The sequence below is a fragment of the Aeromonas sp. 604282 genome (genome assembly GCF_049170575.1).
Lineage (GTDB): Bacteria > Pseudomonadota > Gammaproteobacteria > Enterobacterales > Aeromonadaceae > Aeromonas > Aeromonas veronii_A.
This window is the reverse complement of sequence record NZ_JAAKMV010000002.1, coordinates 446,059-464,068: the sequence shown is the minus strand read 5'-3', so window position 1 is coordinate 464,068 and position 18,010 is coordinate 446,059. Positions and strand designations below refer to the sequence as shown.

The 18,010-nt window shown below is 55.4% G+C and carries 12 protein-coding genes and 1 pseudogene; 8 read left to right on the top strand and 5 right to left on the bottom strand.

Features of this window, described 5'->3' with window-relative positions; all coding sequences use genetic code 11:
- Positions 1–204 precede the first annotated feature (204 nt).
- The 3 genes from G5367_RS05110 (at position 205) to G5367_RS05100 (ending at position 4,323) form a co-directional block, all read left to right on the top strand.
- Positions 205–1,443, top strand: coding sequence for a uracil-xanthine permease family protein (locus tag G5367_RS05110; protein WP_005334784.1), 1,239 nt, complete (start codon positions 205–207; stop codon positions 1,441–1,443).
- A 551-nt stretch (positions 1,444–1,994) separates the two neighbouring features.
- Entirely contained in the window at positions 1,995–2,726 is a 732-nt protein-coding gene (locus tag G5367_RS05105; RefSeq protein ID WP_421245033.1) for a substrate-binding periplasmic protein, read from the top strand.
- Positions 2,727–2,796: 70 nt separating this feature from the next.
- Positions 2,797–4,323, top strand: a complete 1,527-nt coding sequence (locus tag G5367_RS05100) for a methyl-accepting chemotaxis protein (protein WP_421245032.1) — start codon at positions 2,797–2,799, stop codon at positions 4,321–4,323.
- Positions 4,324–4,477: 154 nt separating this feature from the next.
- Here the strand turns inward: G5367_RS05100 and G5367_RS05095 are convergent, their stop codons facing one another.
- Positions 4,478–4,900, bottom strand: a complete 423-nt coding sequence (locus tag G5367_RS05095) for a GNAT family N-acetyltransferase (protein ID WP_216980278.1) — start codon at positions 4,898–4,900, stop codon at positions 4,478–4,480.
- A gap of 155 nt (positions 4,901–5,055) precedes the next feature.
- Between G5367_RS05095 and G5367_RS05090 the strand changes: the two genes are divergently transcribed.
- Positions 5,056–5,556 (top strand): SRPBCC family protein, encoded by a 501-nt coding sequence (locus G5367_RS05090; RefSeq protein ID WP_005347626.1) that lies wholly within the window; start codon positions 5,056–5,058, stop codon positions 5,554–5,556.
- A gap of 205 nt (positions 5,557–5,761) precedes the next feature.
- Here G5367_RS05090 and glk read toward each other — a convergent pair.
- Positions 5,762–6,733, bottom strand: a pseudogene (glk, locus tag G5367_RS05085) (glucokinase); the annotation flags it as partial.
- A 344-nt stretch (positions 6,734–7,077) separates the two neighbouring features.
- Between glk and G5367_RS05080 the strand changes: the two are divergent.
- The 4 genes from G5367_RS05080 (at position 7,078) to G5367_RS05065 (ending at position 13,168) form a co-directional block, all read left to right on the top strand.
- Positions 7,078–7,935 carry a MurR/RpiR family transcriptional regulator gene (locus G5367_RS05080; RefSeq protein WP_005347620.1) on the top strand — a complete coding sequence of 286 codons (858 nt, stop codon included), beginning with the start codon at positions 7,078–7,080 and terminating at the stop codon, positions 7,933–7,935.
- Between the two features lie 174 nt (positions 7,936–8,109).
- Entirely contained in the window at positions 8,110–9,549 is a 1,440-nt protein-coding gene (gene pyk, locus G5367_RS05075) for a pyruvate kinase (protein ID WP_005347617.1), read from the top strand.
- Positions 9,550–9,752: 203 nt separating this feature from the next.
- Positions 9,753–10,529: a beta cell expansion factor BefA gene (befA, locus tag G5367_RS05070; RefSeq protein WP_005347598.1), complete on the top strand. Its 777-nt coding sequence runs from the start codon at positions 9,753–9,755 to the stop codon at positions 10,527–10,529.
- 224 nt (positions 10,530–10,753) lie between these two features.
- On the top strand, positions 10,754–13,168 hold the full coding sequence (locus tag G5367_RS05065; protein WP_421293887.1) for a YgiQ family radical SAM protein: 2,415 nt from the start codon (positions 10,754–10,756) through the stop codon (positions 13,166–13,168).
- A 642-nt stretch (positions 13,169–13,810) separates the two neighbouring features.
- Here the strand turns inward: G5367_RS05065 and G5367_RS05060 are convergent.
- From G5367_RS05060 to G5367_RS05050, 3 genes are all read right to left on the bottom strand, one after another.
- On the bottom strand, positions 13,811–14,479 hold the full coding sequence (locus G5367_RS05060) for a hypothetical protein (protein ID WP_421244317.1): 669 nt from the start codon (positions 14,477–14,479) through the stop codon (positions 13,811–13,813).
- A 666-nt stretch (positions 14,480–15,145) separates the two neighbouring features.
- The gene (locus G5367_RS05055; RefSeq protein WP_421244318.1) at positions 15,146–16,114 is read right to left on the bottom strand and encodes a hypothetical protein; all 969 of its coding nucleotides are present in this window, start codon (positions 16,112–16,114) and stop codon (positions 15,146–15,148) included.
- Between the two features lie 387 nt (positions 16,115–16,501).
- Positions 16,502–18,001 carry a histidine-type phosphatase gene (locus tag G5367_RS05050; protein WP_421244319.1) on the bottom strand — a complete coding sequence of 500 codons (1,500 nt, stop codon included), beginning with the start codon at positions 17,999–18,001 and terminating at the stop codon, positions 16,502–16,504.
- Between the last annotated feature and the right edge of the window lie 9 nt (positions 18,002–18,010).

The following is an 18,010-nucleotide window of genomic DNA, read 5'->3' as shown; positions in this document are numbered from 1 at the left end:
TGGCGTTCGTCACAATAATGCGTAAAATCGCATACTCGATGCTTGTAGCAACGAATCCCGCCTAAAAAGCCAGTTTCATGCCCTTCCCAAGCAGTAAAAGGTAGCAAGTGACGAATTTGTGTTCATTTTGCGCCTTAAAAAAGTCTTGTGATGACTGAAAAGTGATAAATATCTCCATCAGTTATCAAAAAATTAAGGACATCCATGTTTTCCTTAGTCAAGCAAAGTGTCGCCGGGCTGCAAATCCTGTTTGTCGCCTTCGGTGCCATGGTTCTGGTGCCCCTGCTCACCGGATTGAACCCCTCCATGGCCCTGCTTGGCGCTGGTGTGGGCACCCTGTTGTTCCAGCTCTGCACCCGCCGCCAGGTCCCGATTTTCCTCGGTTCCAGCTTTGCCTTCATCGCCCCTATCATCTACGCCACCCAGACCTGGGGATTGCCATCCACCATGTTTGGCCTGTTTGCCGCCGGTTTCATGTATTTCATTCTGGCTGCGCTGATCCGGGCAAAAGGGATGGGGTTTGTGCACAAATTGCTGCCCCCGGTGGTGATTGGCCCGGTGATCATGGTCATAGGTCTTTCTGTGGCGCAGGTTGCCTGCAACATGGCGATGGGCCGCGCCGGTAGTGAGCAGGTGGTTCCTGCGGGAACTGCGCTGACACTGGCCGGTATCTCGCTGGCGGTCACCCTCATTGCAGCTGTGTTTTGCAAGGGGTGGATCAAGCTGATCCCCATCCTGTGCGGCGTGATTGCCGGTTATGTCTCGGCGGTCTTCATGGGCCAGGTGAGTTTCGATGGCATGGTTAACGCCCCCTGGTTGGCGCTGCCCCACTTCGAAACCCCGGAGATCAACTGGGCTGCTGCGTTGTTCATGTTGCCGGTAGCCATCGCCCCCTGTATCGAGCATATCGGTGGCGTGTTGGCGATTGGTGGCGTGACTGGCAAGGATTACACCAAGGATCCGGGTTTGCACCGTACGCTGGCCGGTGACGGCATCGGCGTCTGCTTCGCCGGTTTCATCGGTGGCCCACCCGTGACCACCTACGCCGAAGTGACCGGTGCCGTGATGATCACTCGCAACTTCAATCCGGTCACCATGACATGGGCTGCGGTGTTTGCCATCATTCTGGCCTTCTTCGGCAAGTTCAATGCGCTGCTTACCTCCATCCCCATGCCGGTGATGGGCGGTATCATGCTGCTGCTGTTCGGATCCATCGCTGCCATCGGTCTCAAGACGCTGGTGGAATCCAAGGTGGATCTGGGACTGTCACGCAATATCGCCATCGTCGCCGTGACTCTGACCGTCGGTGTCGGTGCGCTGGAGATGAAGATTGGCGACTTCGCGCTGGCCGGTGTTGGCCTGGCCTCTGTTGCCGCCATCCTGCTCAACCTGATCCTGCCTGCGCACTCCGAAGAGGGTGTGATGGACGCGGCCAAGGACTGAGTTTCACCAGACGTTTATTGTTGATTTGGAGAAGGCCACCTCGCGGTGGCCTTCTGTTTTTCGGGTATCTCGCGCCACTTTGTGGCTCGGCGGTGCTTATCTGGAATCTAATCTGGAAGCAGATGAGGGGGTTAGCATTCTCATTTGACGTATCTCTTTTCGTGACCTTAGCTAAAGGACAGGTTTGGCTCTGAGGTCTCCTCGAGCAGTATGGGAAAATGGATGTTGGCGTTTTCTATCATTTCTCTCCCAGACCTCTGTCGTAAAACGATGCGCTTTTTCTTTGCCACGGCGCTGTTGTATGGCAGAGGCTTATCCGCCCCACTCCGCACTCCCCTTATGCTGCCCTGGCATGTTTCCACCTCGATTTGTTGTGAGCCTCCCTCGCCGGTTGCGTTTCGTTGCGCACAGGCAAAATCCGGATCTGTTTGCTGCTGCACATGGGTGGGCGGCGAGCCGTGAAAGCCGGCATGACCCCAGCGGGTCAGACGTGCACCGCCATCGGTAACGGCGGATGTTCAGGGATGAATGGCAAGCAAAGCGAGGTTGCAATGAACTATCAACTGCTGTGGAAAAGTGCAATTTTTTCAGTCTCTTCCATGATGGCGATAGGCGCGGTTCAGGCTGCGCCACTGAACGTGATGACCGAGGATTACCCGCCATTCAACATGCAGGGGGAGGGGGGCAAGATTGTCGGGCTGTCGACCGAGGTGGTCGAAGAGCTGTTCAAGCGTGCCGGGGTCGAATACAAGCTGACCCTGATGCCCTGGAAACGGGCGTACGAAGATACCCTCGGCACCCCCAATACCGCCCTCTACTCCACGACCCGCACTCCGGAGCGGGAAGCACTGTTCAAGTGGGTAGGGCCGCTGGTCAATAACAACTGGGTGTTTTTCTCCAGTTCGACCGCCAATATCACGGTCAAGTCGCTGGAAGATGCCAAGCAGTATTCGGTGGGTGGCTATAACGGCGATGCGGCCGCCGAGTATCTCAAGGCACAGGGATTTGCCAAGTTGCAGCTGGCTGCCAACGATACCGCCAACGTGAAAAAACTGGAGGCGGGCCGCATCGATCTCTGGGCAACCGGCCAGTATCTGGCGCCTTATCTGGCCAGCAAGGAGAAAGTAGCTTCACCAAAGCCGGTCTTCGTGTTCAAGGAAACCCAGATGAGCTTGGCGTTTAACAAGGATACGCCCGATGAGCTCATCACCAAGCTCAACGAGATCCTCGCTGCCATGAAGGCGGATGGCACCATCGACAAGATCAATGCCAAGTACCAGTAACAGTAACAGTACCAATAGCAAGTGCCGCTGAATGGCACTGCGCCGGCTGCCGTAAAACCGGGAGGAAACCATGGATTGGAAAAGTCTGACGTTCAGGATTGCCGTGTTGACCTCCCTGTCGGTGAGTCTGCTACTGGTGTTGTTTGGCGCTTACAACTACAACGCGGTCAGGGCGGAGAGCTACAGCAAACAGAGTGCGCTGGTCGAGCAGGCCATCGGCCGGCTACAGCTCTCCCTGCCCGGCCCGCTGTGGAATTATGAATCGGCCTTCATCGAGGCATCGCTCAAGTCCGAGCTGGCGGCCGATATCCTGAGTGCTTTGCTGGTGGTCAACAAGGACAAGCTGGTGGCCGGGTTTGCCCGTGACTCGGCGGGGAGCATTGCCCCTGTGACAGCCATGCCTGCCGATACCGCTGCCTATGGGGGATATGACCTGGTCTATGACGACAGCGGCCAGAAAAACACCGTGGCCCGATTGCTGGTGCAAACCAGTGATGCTGCCATTCAGGCCCAACTGCGCCAGCAGTTGATCACTACCGTCTGGCAGATCCTTGTGCTCGATCTCTGCATCATTGCGCTGCTGATGGTGCTGATTCATCGCAATGTGCTGAGACCACTTCATCAGATGAATCAGGCGGTGTTCGATCTGGCCAAAGGAGAGGGGGATCTGACCCGGCGTCTGAAGATTAGCCGTCAGGATGAGATGGGCGTGTTGGCCACCAACATCAACCACTTTATTGCCAAGTTGCAGGAGATGGTGGCGGAGATCAACGAGCTCTCTGCCGGCGTGCTGCAGACCGCCGAACGTTGTGACACCCTTGCGGCGGATACTCGGGGCGCCAGTGATGCCCAGCAACAGGAGCTGGATCAGGTCGCGACTGCCATTACCGAGATGAGTCAGGCGGTACAGGAGGTGGCAGGTAATGCAGTGAAGACTGCTACGGCGACCGATGAGGCCAACCTTTATGTCGAGCAGGGCTACAATCTGGCCGGTCATGCCAATCAGGCGATTCGCCAGCTGGTGGGAGAGGTGGAACGGGTGGCGGGGCTGATGCGTTCCCTTTCTACCGAGAGTAGCAGCATTGGCAATATTATCGAAGTGATCAATGGTATTGCCGAGCAGACCAATCTGCTGGCGCTAAATGCCGCCATCGAGGCTGCGAGAGCTGGGGATCAGGGGCGCGGTTTTGCGGTGGTGGCCGATGAAGTGCGAACCTTGTCAGGTCGTACCCGTCAGTCGACCGAAGAGATCAGTGCCAGCATCAAACGGCTGCAACAGGCGACCCAGAATGTTGGTGCCGGGATGCTGCTGAGCCAGGAGCAGGCCTCTCGTGCGGGAGCCGAAGCAGCTGATGTACAGATATCGGTGGAGAAGATAAAAAACCAGGTCAGTCTGATCCGCGAGATGAACATGTATATTGCCCAAGCCTCGGAAGAGCAACACTCGGTAGCGGAGGCGGTGAGCCATAGCGTGAACCGGATAGCCACCCTTAATAGCGAGAGCGCGGCCAGGGTAGTGCAAGTGGCTGAAGCCAGCAGCGATTTGCGCCAGCTCTCCGGTCAGCTCGATACCCTCCTCAAGCTGTTTCGGGTCTAGAGAGCACATACGCCCAGGGGGGATCCTCGGTGCGAGCGATTGTCGCGATCACGCGCGCAACGGGTGGTTGTGGTGTTCTCATTTTCTGCCATGCAAGCCCGGATCGATATTTTCCCTTTCCGAGACCATGCATGACAGTCTGGAGTGCGGTTGTCTACTCACGAGACAGCTTGCACCAGGGGCCAGTGATCTCGCAATACCCGGTCTCGTTTCCATGCTGCCAGCCAAGCCGATGATAGAAGGCCACGGCCGCCGTATTGCGGGTTGCCACCTTGAGTGATGCCTTGCAGGGACTATCAGCCAGACCATGTTCGAGCAGCGCTCGCCCAATCCCCTGACCATGCCAGTCGCTCGCAACGTACAAATGATGCACAAAGTGCTCGGGTTGCCATACGGCGATAAATCCACAGACAGTCCCCCCTCGCTCTGCCACCCATATCTCTTCTCCCTGGGTCTGCTCGATAAAGTCATCCAGGTGAAACAGGGAGGGGTCTACCCAGTGAAAGGTTTGTCTGCGGCCTTGTAAAAACAGCTTGGCCAGCGGGGTGATATCACGTTCTTCCATGCGCCTGATCATCATGCTCTCCCAAGGGCGGTCACTGTTCCCTGTTGCGCGCTGGCAAGGTTATCTGGGGCAAATGACAAGGGTGTGATTAAGGGCTGTCCATTACATTTGTCATGGGGCTATACTGCCGAAGTCCCCTGTATGGATGGCGTGAGGATTGTTGATTTATGGACAATAAACAGATTGAAGGCAACATTTTTGTTCCGGCTCATATCGATGACGTGTGGCACGCCTGGACGACAGAGAGTGGTCTGCGCAGTTTTCTGGCTCCCGAGTGTTTGATGGTAGCCGAACCGAATGGCCCCTTCGAAATCTACTTCAGGCCTGATGCTCCACTGGGTGAACGGGGGAGTGAAGGGTGCAGGGTCATGGCCGTCATGCCCTATGATCTGCTCAGCTTTAGCTGGAATTTTCCGCCCAGTCTGCCCCATATTCGTCAGCAGAAGACTCAGGTTTGTCTGCGCTTTGTGCCGGAAGGGCAGGGCACTCGCCTCTACTTCCTGCAAACCGGTTGGGCCAATGATCCTGATTGGAATCAGGGGTATGCCTACTTTAGGGAAGAGTGGCTGGAGACCAGCTTGCCACGGTTGCAGTACCGCTTTACCCATGGCCCCATCGACTGGAACAACCCGCCCGACAAGACACAGTTGAAGGCGCTGGCCCAGTAGTGTCCGATCTCAGAGATAAAAAAAACCGGCCAGAAGGCCGGTTGAAACAGTTCAGGCTTGTCAGGTGACAAACGTATCCAGCGGATGAGAGTCGCTTTCCACTCCTTGTGAAGTGCGGCCCTCTTGGTTACGTGCTGCTACTATATGCCATCCACACTGAATCGATGCTGAACCACGGATGTTCCAGCTTCACTCCACCTTCCAATCAGATGGTAATCCCCATCGACTGGCGCAGGTAAGCGCCAGCACCGAGCAGGCCAGGCCCTTCATGGGTGATCAGGAATACCGGAATATCCTTGAGGTAGGATTTGAAACGGCCCTTGTCTTCAAAGGCAACCCGGAAACCGGAACTGGTGAAGAACTCCTGGAAGCGCGGCACTATCCCACCTGCGATATAGACGCCGCCAAAGGTGCCCATATTGAGCGCCAGGTTGCCGGCAAAGCGGCCCATCAGCACGCAGAACAGGCTCAGGGTGCGGCGGCAATCCAGACACTCGCCCGCCAGCGCACGTTCGGTAATGTCTTTAGGGGCGAACGGCTCCGGCTCACGACCATCGGATTTCACCAGCCCGCGATAGAGATTGACCAGGCCCGGGCCGGATAAGAAACGCTCGGCCGAGACATGGCCCAGTTCGCCACGCATCACCTGCAGCACCGCATCTTCCTCTTCGGTGTTGGCGGCAAAATCCACATGACCCCCTTCGCCCGGCAGGCTCAACCACTGATCGCCCGCCTTGACCAGATGCGCAACCCCAAGGCCGGTGCCCGCTCCATAGATGGCGATGGGTTTGCCAGCTACCGGTGCGGCACCGCCCAGCTGGATGCGATCCGATTCGGCCAATACCGGTACCGCCATCGAGACCGCGGTAAAGTCGTTGATTACTTGCAGGCGCGCCAGCCCGAGATTGCTCTGCATCTCGCTGATGGAGAACTCCCAGCTGTGGTTGGTCATGGCGACCCAGTCACCATTGATGGGGCAGGCGATGGCGATGCAGGCTTCCGCCACCTCGACCTTGTGTTCCTCCAGATAGAGGCGAACCACGGCTTCAAGGCTGGGATGGGCCAGACCTGAGTAGGTCTTTGCCTGAGAGATAGTACCGGTGGCCAGCTCACACAGGGCCAGACGCGCATTGGTACCGCCGACATCGCCGACCAGCGCATGGGTATGCTGCATAACAACTCCTTCGTTACAGGATGGGGACGACTGTGGTGTCCCGACATTATTGTTGGATTATGACGGCCCATTCTATCCGAGCTCAGGCTCACTCACCCGCCGGATCGATACAAACGTGCGCCTGCTCACAGTGTTGTTGCTTTGCAACATTTGTAAGCGGTTTCACAGTGAGGTGACGTTTTGTAACGAAAAGTACGAAATAATTAGAGATGAGTCATACTTTGTACGGCAGGCGTTAGTTGCGATAACCGCTTGTCTTGTATAGTCATCAGCTTGATTGGAAACCTGCTTAGCCGTAGATTTAGTGCAAAGACACTGAAGCTAAATTACAAAAACGTCTGGTGGTGATGATGAATACCCTTGATAAAATTACGAACAACCTGGAAAGTTTCAGTAAATCAGAACGCAAGGTTGCCGAGGTGATCCTGGCGTCTCCCCAGACCGCCATCCACTCCAGCATCGCCGCCCTGGCCAAAATGGCCGACGTCAGTGAACCGACCGTCAACCGTTTTTGCCGTCGCCTCGATACCAAAGGCTTCCCCGATTTCAAACTCCATCTGGCCCAGAGCCTGGCCAATGGCACTCCTTACGTCAATCGTCATGTGGAAGCAGAAGACGGCCCCGATACCTACACGGCCAAAATCTTCGAATCCACCATGGCTTGTCTGGATGCCGCCAAAAACAGCCTGGATATCTCGGCCATCAACCGCTGTGTCGATATCCTGACCCAGTCCAAGAAGATCAGCTTCTTTGGTCTTGGCGCCTCCTCAGCCGTTGCCCGCGATGCCCAGAACAAGTTTTTCCGCTTCAATATCCCGGTGGTGAGCTTTGACGATATCGTCATGATGCGCATGAGCTGCATCAACAGCAGCGAAGGGGATGTGGTGGTGCTGATCTCCCATACCGGCCGCACCAAGGCGCTGGTCGAGATCGCCGCGCTGGCCCGCGAGAACGACGCCACCGTCATCGGCATGACCGCCAAGGATTCGCCACTGGCGCGCGAGTGCAATCTGGTGCTCTCCATGGATGTTCCGGAGGATACCGATGTCTACATGCCGATGGCTTCCCGCATCGCGCAACTGGCGCTGGTGGATGTGCTGGCAACCGGATTTACCCTGCGCCGGGGGATGAAATTTCGTGAAAACCTGAAGAAGGTAAAAGAGGGATTGCGTGAATCCCGCTTTGAAACACCACACTCTTCCTGAATCGTCGGGGGCTTTGGCCCCCGACTGTCTATGCCACCCTCCTTGGTGTAGTCTTGATGTGGTATTGTAACTTAATAACAAAAACCACCCGGATGGTTTGCAAGCGGGTGCATCGAGCCATCGGCTTGATGGGGCAGAATCTCAAATTATCTCAACTTCATATTGGAGTCTTTCATGCCTAGACGTACAAAGATTGTAACCACACTTGGTCCGGCCACCGACCGCGAAGGGATCCTCGAAGGGATTATCCGCGCCGGCGCCGACATGGTGCGGATGAACTTCTCTCACGGCACTCCTGAAGATCATATCCAGCGCGCCAATCAGGTGCGTGACATTGCTGCCAAGCTCGGCCGCCACGTTGCCATCATGGGTGACCTGCAAGGCCCGAAAATCCGTGTATCCACCTTCAAAGACGGCAAGATCTATCTGGCCATCGGTGACAAGTTCGTGCTGGATGCAGCCCTGGGCAAGGGTGAAGGTTGTCAGGAGCAGGTCGGCATCGACTACAAGAGCCTGCCAAATGATGTGGTGCCGGGTGACATCTTGTTGCTGGACGATGGCCGTGTACAACTGAAAGTCGAGAGCGTGGAAGGCACCCGCATCCACACCACTGTGACTGTGGCGGGCCCGCTCTCCAACAACAAGGGCATCAACAAGAAAGGGGGCGGTCTCTCCGCGCCAGCCCTGACCGAGAAAGACAAGGAAGATATCAAGACAGCCGCGCTGATGAACGTAGATTATCTGGCCGTCTCCTTCCCGCGCTGCGGTGATGACCTGCGTTACGCCCGCGAACTGGCTCGCGAAGCTGGCTCCAATGCCAAGATCGTGGCCAAGGTTGAGCGCGCCGAGACCGTCGCCACCGATGAGGCGATGGAAGATATCATCCTCGGCTCTGATGCCGTGATGGTCGCCCGTGGCGATCTGGGCGTCGAGATCGGTGACCCCGAGCTGGTTGGCGTGCAGAAGAAGCTGATCCGTCACTCCCGTCGTCTCAACCGCGTCGTCATCACCGCTACCCAGATGATGGAATCGATGATCAACGCGCCGCTGCCGACTCGTGCAGAGGTCATGGACGTCGCCAACGCCGTGCTGGATGGTACCGATGCGGTGATGCTCTCTGCCGAAACCGCCGCCGGTCAGTTCCCCATCGAGACTGTGACCTCCATGGCGAGCGTCTGTGTCGGTGCCGAGAAGCACCCGAGCCTGAACGTTTCCAATCACCGCATGAGCTACACCTTCACCTCGGTGGAAGAGGCGGTTGCCATGTCCACCATGTACGCAGCCAACCACCTGGAAGGGGTCAAGGCGATCGTGGCGCTGACCGAATCGGGCACCACTCCGCTGCTGATGTCCCGTATCAGCTCCGGTCTGCCGATCTTCGCCATGTCTCCCCACAACAAGACCCTGGCCTGGACCAACCTCTACCGTGGCGTGACCCCGGTGATGTTTGACGGTGACGAGACCAAGCCGGTCTACGAAGTGTGTCGCGACGCGCTGGCCGTGCTCAAGGAGAAGGGGCTGCTGCAAAGCGGTGACATGGTACTGCTGACCCACGGTGACAAGATGGAAACCGTCGGCAGTACCAACACCTGCAAGGTGATGATGGTCGAATAAGCCCGTCCGGTTTTACAGTGTTCAACAAGGCTGCTCCTCTCTGATGAGCAGCCTTTTTATTTCGGGCTGTGGCGGGATAAACAGGACTCAATGATTGCTTAACCGGATTCCCCTTCCGATAATGCGGGAGTGGTTTTCACCGGGTAGCCTGTTGTAGGGGATCGCAGGATAACCCAGACACTCGACAATACGGGAGTGAAAAAATGAACAAGCGTAACTGGTTGCTGGCCCTGTCACTGACGCTGGTGGTGTCACCCAGCCATGCCGACTGGGAGAAACTGAAGGCTGCCGCCGCCGATCTCGGCACCGCCGTGAGTGAGACTGGCAAGGAGGTATGGCAGGACGTCAGCGACTTCTCCAAAAAGAGCTGGGCCTCCATCTCTGCCTGGGGTGAAGAGGCGTTCAACACCGCCGGGGTCTGGACCGACAAGAGCATCGCCACCGGCAAGGAGTGGCTGAAGGTAGCCGACAAGAAGCTCGACGAGATGTTGGAGCCCAAAACCCCGCAAGAGGCGCGGGTGGCGCTCAACACCATGGCCGACACGGCACTGGTGCGCCTGTTCAATGAACAGCCTTCAGCCAAGTTGCTGTTTGACAAGGCGTATGGCTACGCAGTATTCGATTCGCGCAAGTTCTCCCTGATGCTGCATACCAATCAGGGTGCCGGGGTGGCCATCAATCGCAAGAGTGGCAAACACACCTATATGAAGATGTTTGGCGCGGGGCTGGCGGCCGGTATCGGTGGCAAGTTCTATCAGCAGGTGATCCTGTTTGAAGACAAGGCCAGATTCGATGCCTTCGTGACCCAGGGGTGGGAGGCCACCTCAGAAGTGGGTGTGGTAGCTGGCAAGGAGAGCGCCGAGCTGACCGCCAAATACAACGGTGGCATGGCCATCTACCAGATCGGCGAGAAGGGATTGCTGTTCGATGCCAACATCTCCGGCTCCAAATACTGGATCGACAAGGATCTGAGTCAGTAACCATTCAGGCGGTGAGCCCCCCGCATTTGCCCGGCTCACCGTGCGGCAGTTGCAGTCAAAGATCGCCCGCACTCATCCTGCGGGCGTGCTTGTTTGTGGTGGCGTGATGCGGATGTTGGATGGCAAAGCGCCTTTTCCCGCGCGAATGCTGGGGACAAAAAGCCATCGCTCCCCTTGGCCGCAATCGGTATAATGCGCGACCCGAATTGTTCCAGGTGGTTAAAATGCAGCCGGTTACCAACCTTTTCTCCTATCCCCGCTATTGGGCCGAGTGCTACGGCACGGCGCCCTTCCTGCCCATGTCCCGCAAAGAGATGGACAAGCTGGGTTGGGACAGCTGCGACGTCATTCTGGTGACGGGGGATGCCTACGTGGATCACCCGAGCTTCGGCATGGCGGTCATCGGCCGCATGCTGGAGGCGCAGGGCTTTCGGGTCGGCATCATCGCCCAGCCGGACTGGTCATCCAAAGATGACTTTATGCGTCTGGGCAAACCGAACCTCTTCTTCGGGGTGACTGCGGGCAACATGGACTCCATGATCAACCGCTACACCTCCGACAAGAAGCTGCGCCACGATGACGCCTACACCCCGGGGGATGTGGGGGGCAAGCGGCCGGATCGCGCCACTCTGGTCTATACCCAGCGCTGCAAGGAGGCCTTCAAGGAGGTGCCGGTGGTCATCGGCGGCATCGAGGCTTCCTTACGCCGTATCGCCCACTACGACTACTGGTCCGAGACCATCCGCCGCTCCATCCTGCTCGATGCCAAGGCCGATATCCTGATTTACGGCAACGCCGAGCGGCCGCTGGTGGAGGTGGCCCACCGCATCGCAGCGGGGGAGACCATCGAGACCATGCAGGATATTCGCGGCACTGCCGTCATCCGCAAGGAGCCGCTGCCGGGCTGGAAAGGGGTGGATTCGAGCAAGCTCGACCAGATTGGCCGCATCGATCCCATCATGAACCCCTATATGGAAGGGGCCCCATGCTCGGATGACGCCACCGACGCGGCCCCTGCCGCGCAGGAAGCTCAGCCTGTGCTGGTGCAGCCGGCCAAACCCAAGCCGTGGGAAAAAACCTATGTGAAGCTGCCGGCGTTCGAGCGGGTCAAAGAGGACAAGGTGCTCTACGCCCACGCCTCGCGCATTCTGCACCACGAGACCAACCCCGGCTGTGCCCGCGCCCTGTCACAGGCCCACGGCGATCGCATCGTCTGGGTCAACCCGCCCGCCTTCCCGCTGGAAACCGAGGAGATGGACGGCGTCTTCGGCCTGCCCTACCAGCGGGTGCCGCACCCGGCCTATGGCAACGAGAAGATCCCCGCCTTCGAGATGATCAAGACCTCGGTCAACATCATGCGTGGCTGCTTTGGCGGCTGCTCTTTCTGCTCCATCACCGAGCACGAAGGGCGCATCATCCAGAGCCGCTCGGAAGAGTCGATCCTCAAAGAAATCGAAGATATCCGCGACAAGGTGCCGGGCTTTACCGGCGTCATCTCGGATCTCGGCGGCCCCACCGCCAACATGTACAAGCTGCGTTGCAAGAGCCCCAAGGCCGAGCAGACCTGCCGTCGCGCCTCCTGTGTCTGGCCCACCATCTGCCCGCACATGGACACCGACCACAGCCCGACCATCAACCTCTATCGCAAGGCGCGCGACCTCAAGGGGATCAAGAAGATCCTCATCGCCTCCGGCGTGCGTTACGACATCGCGGTGGAAGATCCCCGCTATATCAAGGAGCTGGCCAAGTACCACGTCGGCGGCTACCTCAAGATCGCGCCGGAACACACCGAGGAGGGGCCGCTCTCCAAGATGATGAAGCCGGGCATGGGCAGCTACTACCAGTTCAAGGAGCTGTTCGACAAATACTCCAAAGAGGCGGGCAAGCAGCAGTACCTGATCCCCTACTTCATCTCCGCCCACCCGGGCACCACCGATGAAGACATGATCAATCTGGCGCTCTGGGTCAAAGAGAACCGCTTCAAGCTCGATCAGGTGCAGAACTTCTACCCGTCGCCGCTCGCCAACGCCACCACCATGTATTACACGGAGAAAAACCCGTTAAACAAGGTGAGCCGCACCGGTGGCGATGTGTTTGTCGCCAAGGGCGAGCGCCGTCGCCGCCTGCACAAGGCGCTGCTGCGCTACCACGATCCCGCTGGCTGGCCGATGATCCGCGAAGCCCTGCTCGCCATGGGCAAGGGCCACCTGATTGGCAATGGCCCCGGCTGTCTGGTGCCAGCGGAAGGTCGCAACGAGCGCGCCGCCAGCGGCAAGGGTCTGAAACCGGCCCTGACTCGCCACAGTCCAATGTCTCAACAAAGAGGCGAACATCAGCGCGGCAACGGTGCTGGCAACAAGGGGGCGGGCCAGAGCAACGGCCAGCACGCCAACCCCAGCGCCAACAAGAGCGGCAAAGGCAACGGCAAGCCGCTGGGCTCCGAGCTCAAGCTGGGGAACGGCAAGCCCGCCGGACAAGGCGCAGGCCAGAGTGCTGGTAAGAGTGCAGGCAAGGGCAAACCGACCGGCAAACCCGCCCATAAGGGCAAGGCGCCGACCCGTGCCAGCTCCGCCAAACCTGCCACTCAGGGCGGCAAGCCTGTGGCCAAAGGCAATGGTGCCAAGCGACCGGCACGGTGATATTCCTGATTGGAAAGTGATCGAAATAAAAAGGCGACCAGATGGTCGCCTTTTTATATTTATTCTTTTCAGGGTATTTACGGGCCTGCATTATATGGATATTGGAGAGTATCAATCCAGTGTCGTAAGTTTCGTTCACCAAAAGCAGAATTTGTTGGCTGATACAAGTGTATGCCTTGACCAGTTGCTGGCGCTGTTCCGAAGCCAGTCGATGGATCATATCCTGTTGTGGATTGGACATCTAATGTGAAGCAGCTAAGCGGTCGATCACTTTCAATTAAATACTGTCTGAATAGGGTCAAGGCTGGAATAACATGATTAAACCAATCTTCAACTGGCTGATCCTGTGTGCCTAAACGAGGGTACCGATATGAGCTACCACCAAGATTCTGCCAGCCTAAACGTTCGAAGAAACTTTGAATTCTATTTCTTTCCTGTGGAGGAGCTCCTTGTATATCGAAGGTCACAACTATGGGCATTTTTCATTCTTCTCAGTTATTGGTTAAGTATCAACATGCTTTGACAAATAAAAAGTAAGTTATAGCTTGATGGGGCAGTTAAGTTTTCTTCACATGAATGACATAAAGCCTATGTATTAAATAGCAACAACAGTTATAGTTTTTGATGTCAAAAATTATTTTATTACGGATAAAGTTCTTCTGCGCCGTGTTCTACCACTCGTGCAAATGAACGTAGCCGATGTCTATATTCTTTGACACGAGCGATATCAAGTTTGATAGGAGAACCAATATTCCAAGGGAGACTTCCACCTACAGCATCTACGCGATTTACCATAGATTGAGTTACATTAGCCTCACCATGAGCGATTGCATTTCGCACAATAGCAACTTCTACAAGCCCAGCTTTTCCTGTCTCGACATATGACCAGTTTCGTCCAAGATCTGTCAGTATTCGAGTTCCCCAAGCTTCAATACCACCATTCTTCACTGTATCAGTTATTGAGGTTTGAGCGGCTCTAATCTGAGTGAGTAGAGGTGTATTCACCGATAGGTCAGATATGAGAAGTTCATATATTTGTCGAACCGCTGACTCAACTAAAGCATACGAGTTCAACAGCACGACTGAAGCCAGTACATGTCGATCCGCAAGAATCTTTTCGTATGTTTCGCCATCAGTTTCGAACTTGTAGGGCCCATCTTGCCTTAAGATTTTGATTGCCGGTTTGTTGGGGATTGGAAGTTGTCGCCATTGTTCGTGTTGTGAAATTAAAACATGATCGGAAAGCGCTAGGAATTGTGTCAATTCTTTCCAGCTTGTCCATACGGGAAGGATCGGGAGAGTTTTTGGCATAGTAATTATCTTCTGTACAACGTAGGAATGAATAATTGGGAAGAAATCAGGGACAGCCACCTTTTTGAGCAAGGGGTAATGCTACCGCCCGTGGATTACAGCTTCCAATATGCTCTCTTGACCTGCGCTGGCAGCAACCCATCGCAGTTCAACAGGTTCTGAATGGCTATGATAAGCCAAACGAAACTGCCGAGGCGAGCCTTAAAGTGATGTAACTATCAGAAAGGTCTCGTTTTTTGACCTCTATCAAACTCTTCTTGCTCTGCGACCTTACTGCCAACCGGACAGTGATCGGGCGCTGGCTGCTGGCCATCCTGCGGCTATGGTCGGGTGTTGGATTCCCTCAGATTGTTTTACTGGTGCAACGCATAAGCGTTCAGCTGTTACGCGGGTGGAACAATCAAGGGGCGGTGCGGGCTGGACCACAGGGGCAAGGAGGGGCAAGCAGCCCCGCCGATTTGAACCAGGCATGGCCGACAGGCTGCAAGCGGTTGAGTTACTCGATACGCACCACATTGGGGTGGGCGACGCTGGCGGCAAGTATGTAAAGAGATAGAAAAAAGGAAACCTGATGGTCTCCTTTTTATTTTTCTGTATGAAATAGCATTTAAATCGATATGTTTGAAGTAAGGTTCATTGAGTATTTGTAAATATAGTGAATGCCAATCAAGAAATTAATTTAGGGTTGTTTTTTATGCAATCCATTATTAATTCTTCAATTATGGTGAAATCAGATATCCTGGCTCTAGTTTTCCTTTGGTATGCTATGGCACTTTCCGCTTGAGCTTTAGTTAATGGATAGCTGAGAATTTTAACCACAAGATCAGCAATTTGACCATGTGTGAGATTACTTCTATGTAGATATGCAACTCTTGCGAGTAACCTAGCATCTTCAAAATCTATAATTGTTCTTTGAAATTGAGCGTCAATTTTTTTAGCTAACTCATAAGCTACATATTGAGTACGTACAATATCGCCATCATCAAGCTGTATTGGAACTCCTGATATAGAGAATTTTTCTGGCCACTCTTGTGTAAGCTCGGTATTAACAAGTTTTGCATTGTGAATCAATGCATTCCTCAGCGTAACTTTGCGTGTCCACCTATCAATGAGTTCTTTTTCGCCATTTGATAGCCCTCCTTTTATTAAGCTATCAATCTTTTTGATCATTTTACTATGACTATTATTCCTTATGAACTTACTGACTACCTGCTCTGCTAGCCAATCTTGTTGATCGTGATGTGTGAATGATGATGCAATCTCACCAGCGGTAAACTCAACTCCCGAGCTTTCTATAAGTGATGGTTTAATGTATATTGCACGTTTAGTTTGATAATACAGATATGTTTCAAATGCCGTCACGATATTAGTAATAGCATTTCCTCTAACAGACCATAATACGTCATTTGTACTGTCGATATACTTTTGAGGAGAAATGTCTATACTACCAAAGACTTGGTTGTTATCACCAGTATATTGCGTTATTAAATTTATGCTATCTTTCTTGCCTCCTTCGTTCCACCATCGTTCAGTATATATAAATGATGTTCGACAAAACCAATAGCTTCGGATCTCTGCTGTAAGTCTTCGTTGGAAAATTTTAAATGCAATAGATTTTGTATCTGAATTGGCCAATTTGTAATCCTTATTTATTAGTAATTTCCTCTAGCCTAGGAGGCTTTAATTTTGGGTCTTCCATCTTTCTGTGTGAGGCGTATCACTACCAAATCCCACGCTACCGCCCGTGGATTACAGCTTCCAATCTGCTCCCTTGACCCGCGCTGGCAGCAACCCATCGCAGCTCAACAGGTTCTGGATGGCTATGGTAAGCCAAACGAAACTGGGTGGGCGAGTCATAAAATGATGTAACCATCAGAATCTCATTGTTTTTTGAACTTGATCAGCAAATGGAGCCGGAAGGCGGCTTTATAGCCATATCCCGCTTTGGCAAGCAGGGAAGGGAGTGAATTGGGGCGACATGATGGTCGCCCCTGGTGATTGCCATATCCGGCGTGCGAAGGGTTAGCCGTTATAGGCGTAGCAGCGTTTGAGCTCCTCGAAGTCGTAGTAGTGGCTGCCGCTTTGGTAGGGCTGGCAGCCTGTTTTAAAGGCGATCTCCTTTTCGTTGTAGAGCATCTTGACCAGCACCTGCCGCTGCCCGTTCTGGTAGATATCCCACTGAATATTGGCGGTATAGGGGGAGACCCAGCCGCCGCGCCACTCGTTGTTCTGCTGGCTGAACAGCTGATCCGGGCTGGCCCCCTGACGGCTCCCTTCCAGCTTCATCAGGGCGGCGAGGGGGATAATGGCTTCGGCGTGGGCAAAGCGCAGGGTGGCCCGTCGGCTCTGCTCGCCTTCCACTACCTGACGCTGCACCTCGCCAAACAGGCCGTCGAGCAGCGGCTGGGCAATGGCGTAGGGGGCGCTCTGGTTGGCAAAGCTCGGCCCCTTCTCGTAGAAATCTTCCGCATCGGAGAGGTAGGAGAACCAGGCAGACTCTTCCGGGGTGAGGAACTGCTCCAGCGCCCAGGGTTCGCTGCCCTGTGCCTGCGCTTCGCGGATCATGCCGGGGCCGATGATAAAGAGGTTGTAGAGCATCAGGGCGGCATCCACCTCGTCGCGCACATAGGTCATGCCGCCATCTTCCGGGTTGATGGCGACAAACTCGACGCCGCCCGCCAGATAGTCGACAAAGCCCTTGCTGTAGATACGCTCCAGCATGCTGCGGGCCATCTCTTTGGTCTTGCTCAGGTTTTTAAGCTGATCCAGCGCCCTGGCCAGATCGGGGGCCGGGGCGATTCCTGCATCTTCGTCGCCGATAAAGCGCTGGTAGCTCTCATAGGCGGGCAGGTAGCGGGCGTAATCCCCCTCGGGGGTGGTCTTGTGGAAGTAGAGCTCGAACTTGTTGATCAGCTTTTTGTCGATTTTCGAGGGGTCATCCTGCGTGAGGTAGCACTGCGCCGAGTCGCTGACATAGTTCACGTCGCGCTTGAGGCTCTCCATAAAGTAGAAGGCGCTTTCGTTGGCCCTGTCTTTGCCCGAGGTGACCACCTTGATGCAGTGGGGCTCGCTGCTGTTGAGCAGGGTCGGCAGCCGCGCCGCCAGCCGGGTGGCGAGATTGGCGTGCTCCTCCTTGCCCAGCGCCGAGAGCAGGCCGTAGCCCAGTTTCTGGTTGGCGGCCGTCACCAGATCGACCTTGCCTCCCAGCCCCTGCCCGAGAGTGGTGAGCGCCCCCTGACGCTGCGCCTCTTCCCAGACCAGCTTGGTCAGCACGTCATATTTCGGGCTGGAGAGGGAGCGCGAGCCGTGGCGCGCCACCATCTCGGTAAAGACCGGGCTGAACCCTTGGGGCGCTGGCTCGTAGCTCTCCGCCTGTTGCTGCGGGCTGTAGACCGCTTTGGTGCTGTATTGGTAGGCGGTTTTGCCCTGGCTGTCGGCAGACGATTCGTTCTCTGACTGGCAGCCGCCAAGCAAGACCAGCGAGACGGCCAAAGCCACATAAGAAGAGCGCGGGAAAGTCATGATGTTCCT

Coding starts and splice junctions, on each gene's coding strand:
- G5367_RS05110 (WP_005334784.1), top strand. CDS start 205: ATGTTTTCCTTAGTCAAGCAAAGTGTCGCCGGGCTGCAAATCCTGTTT.
- G5367_RS05105 (WP_421245033.1), top strand. CDS start 1,995: ATGAACTATCAACTGCTGTGGAAAAGTGCAATTTTTTCAGTCTCTTCC.
- G5367_RS05100 (WP_421245032.1), top strand. CDS start 2,797: ATGGATTGGAAAAGTCTGACGTTCAGGATTGCCGTGTTGACCTCCCTG.
- G5367_RS05095 (WP_216980278.1), bottom strand. CDS start 4,900: ATGATCAGGCGCATGGAAGAACGTGATATCACCCCGCTGGCCAAGCTG.
- G5367_RS05090 (WP_005347626.1), top strand. CDS start 5,056: ATGGACAATAAACAGATTGAAGGCAACATTTTTGTTCCGGCTCATATC.
- G5367_RS05080 (WP_005347620.1), top strand. CDS start 7,078: ATGATGAATACCCTTGATAAAATTACGAACAACCTGGAAAGTTTCAGT.
- pyk (WP_005347617.1), top strand. CDS start 8,110: ATGCCTAGACGTACAAAGATTGTAACCACACTTGGTCCGGCCACCGAC.
- befA (WP_005347598.1), top strand. CDS start 9,753: ATGAACAAGCGTAACTGGTTGCTGGCCCTGTCACTGACGCTGGTGGTG.
- G5367_RS05065 (WP_421293887.1), top strand. CDS start 10,754: ATGCAGCCGGTTACCAACCTTTTCTCCTATCCCCGCTATTGGGCCGAG.
- G5367_RS05060 (WP_421244317.1), bottom strand. CDS start 14,479: ATGCCAAAAACTCTCCCGATCCTTCCCGTATGGACAAGCTGGAAAGAA.
- G5367_RS05050 (WP_421244319.1), bottom strand. CDS start 18,001: ATGACTTTCCCGCGCTCTTCTTATGTGGCTTTGGCCGTCTCGCTGGTC.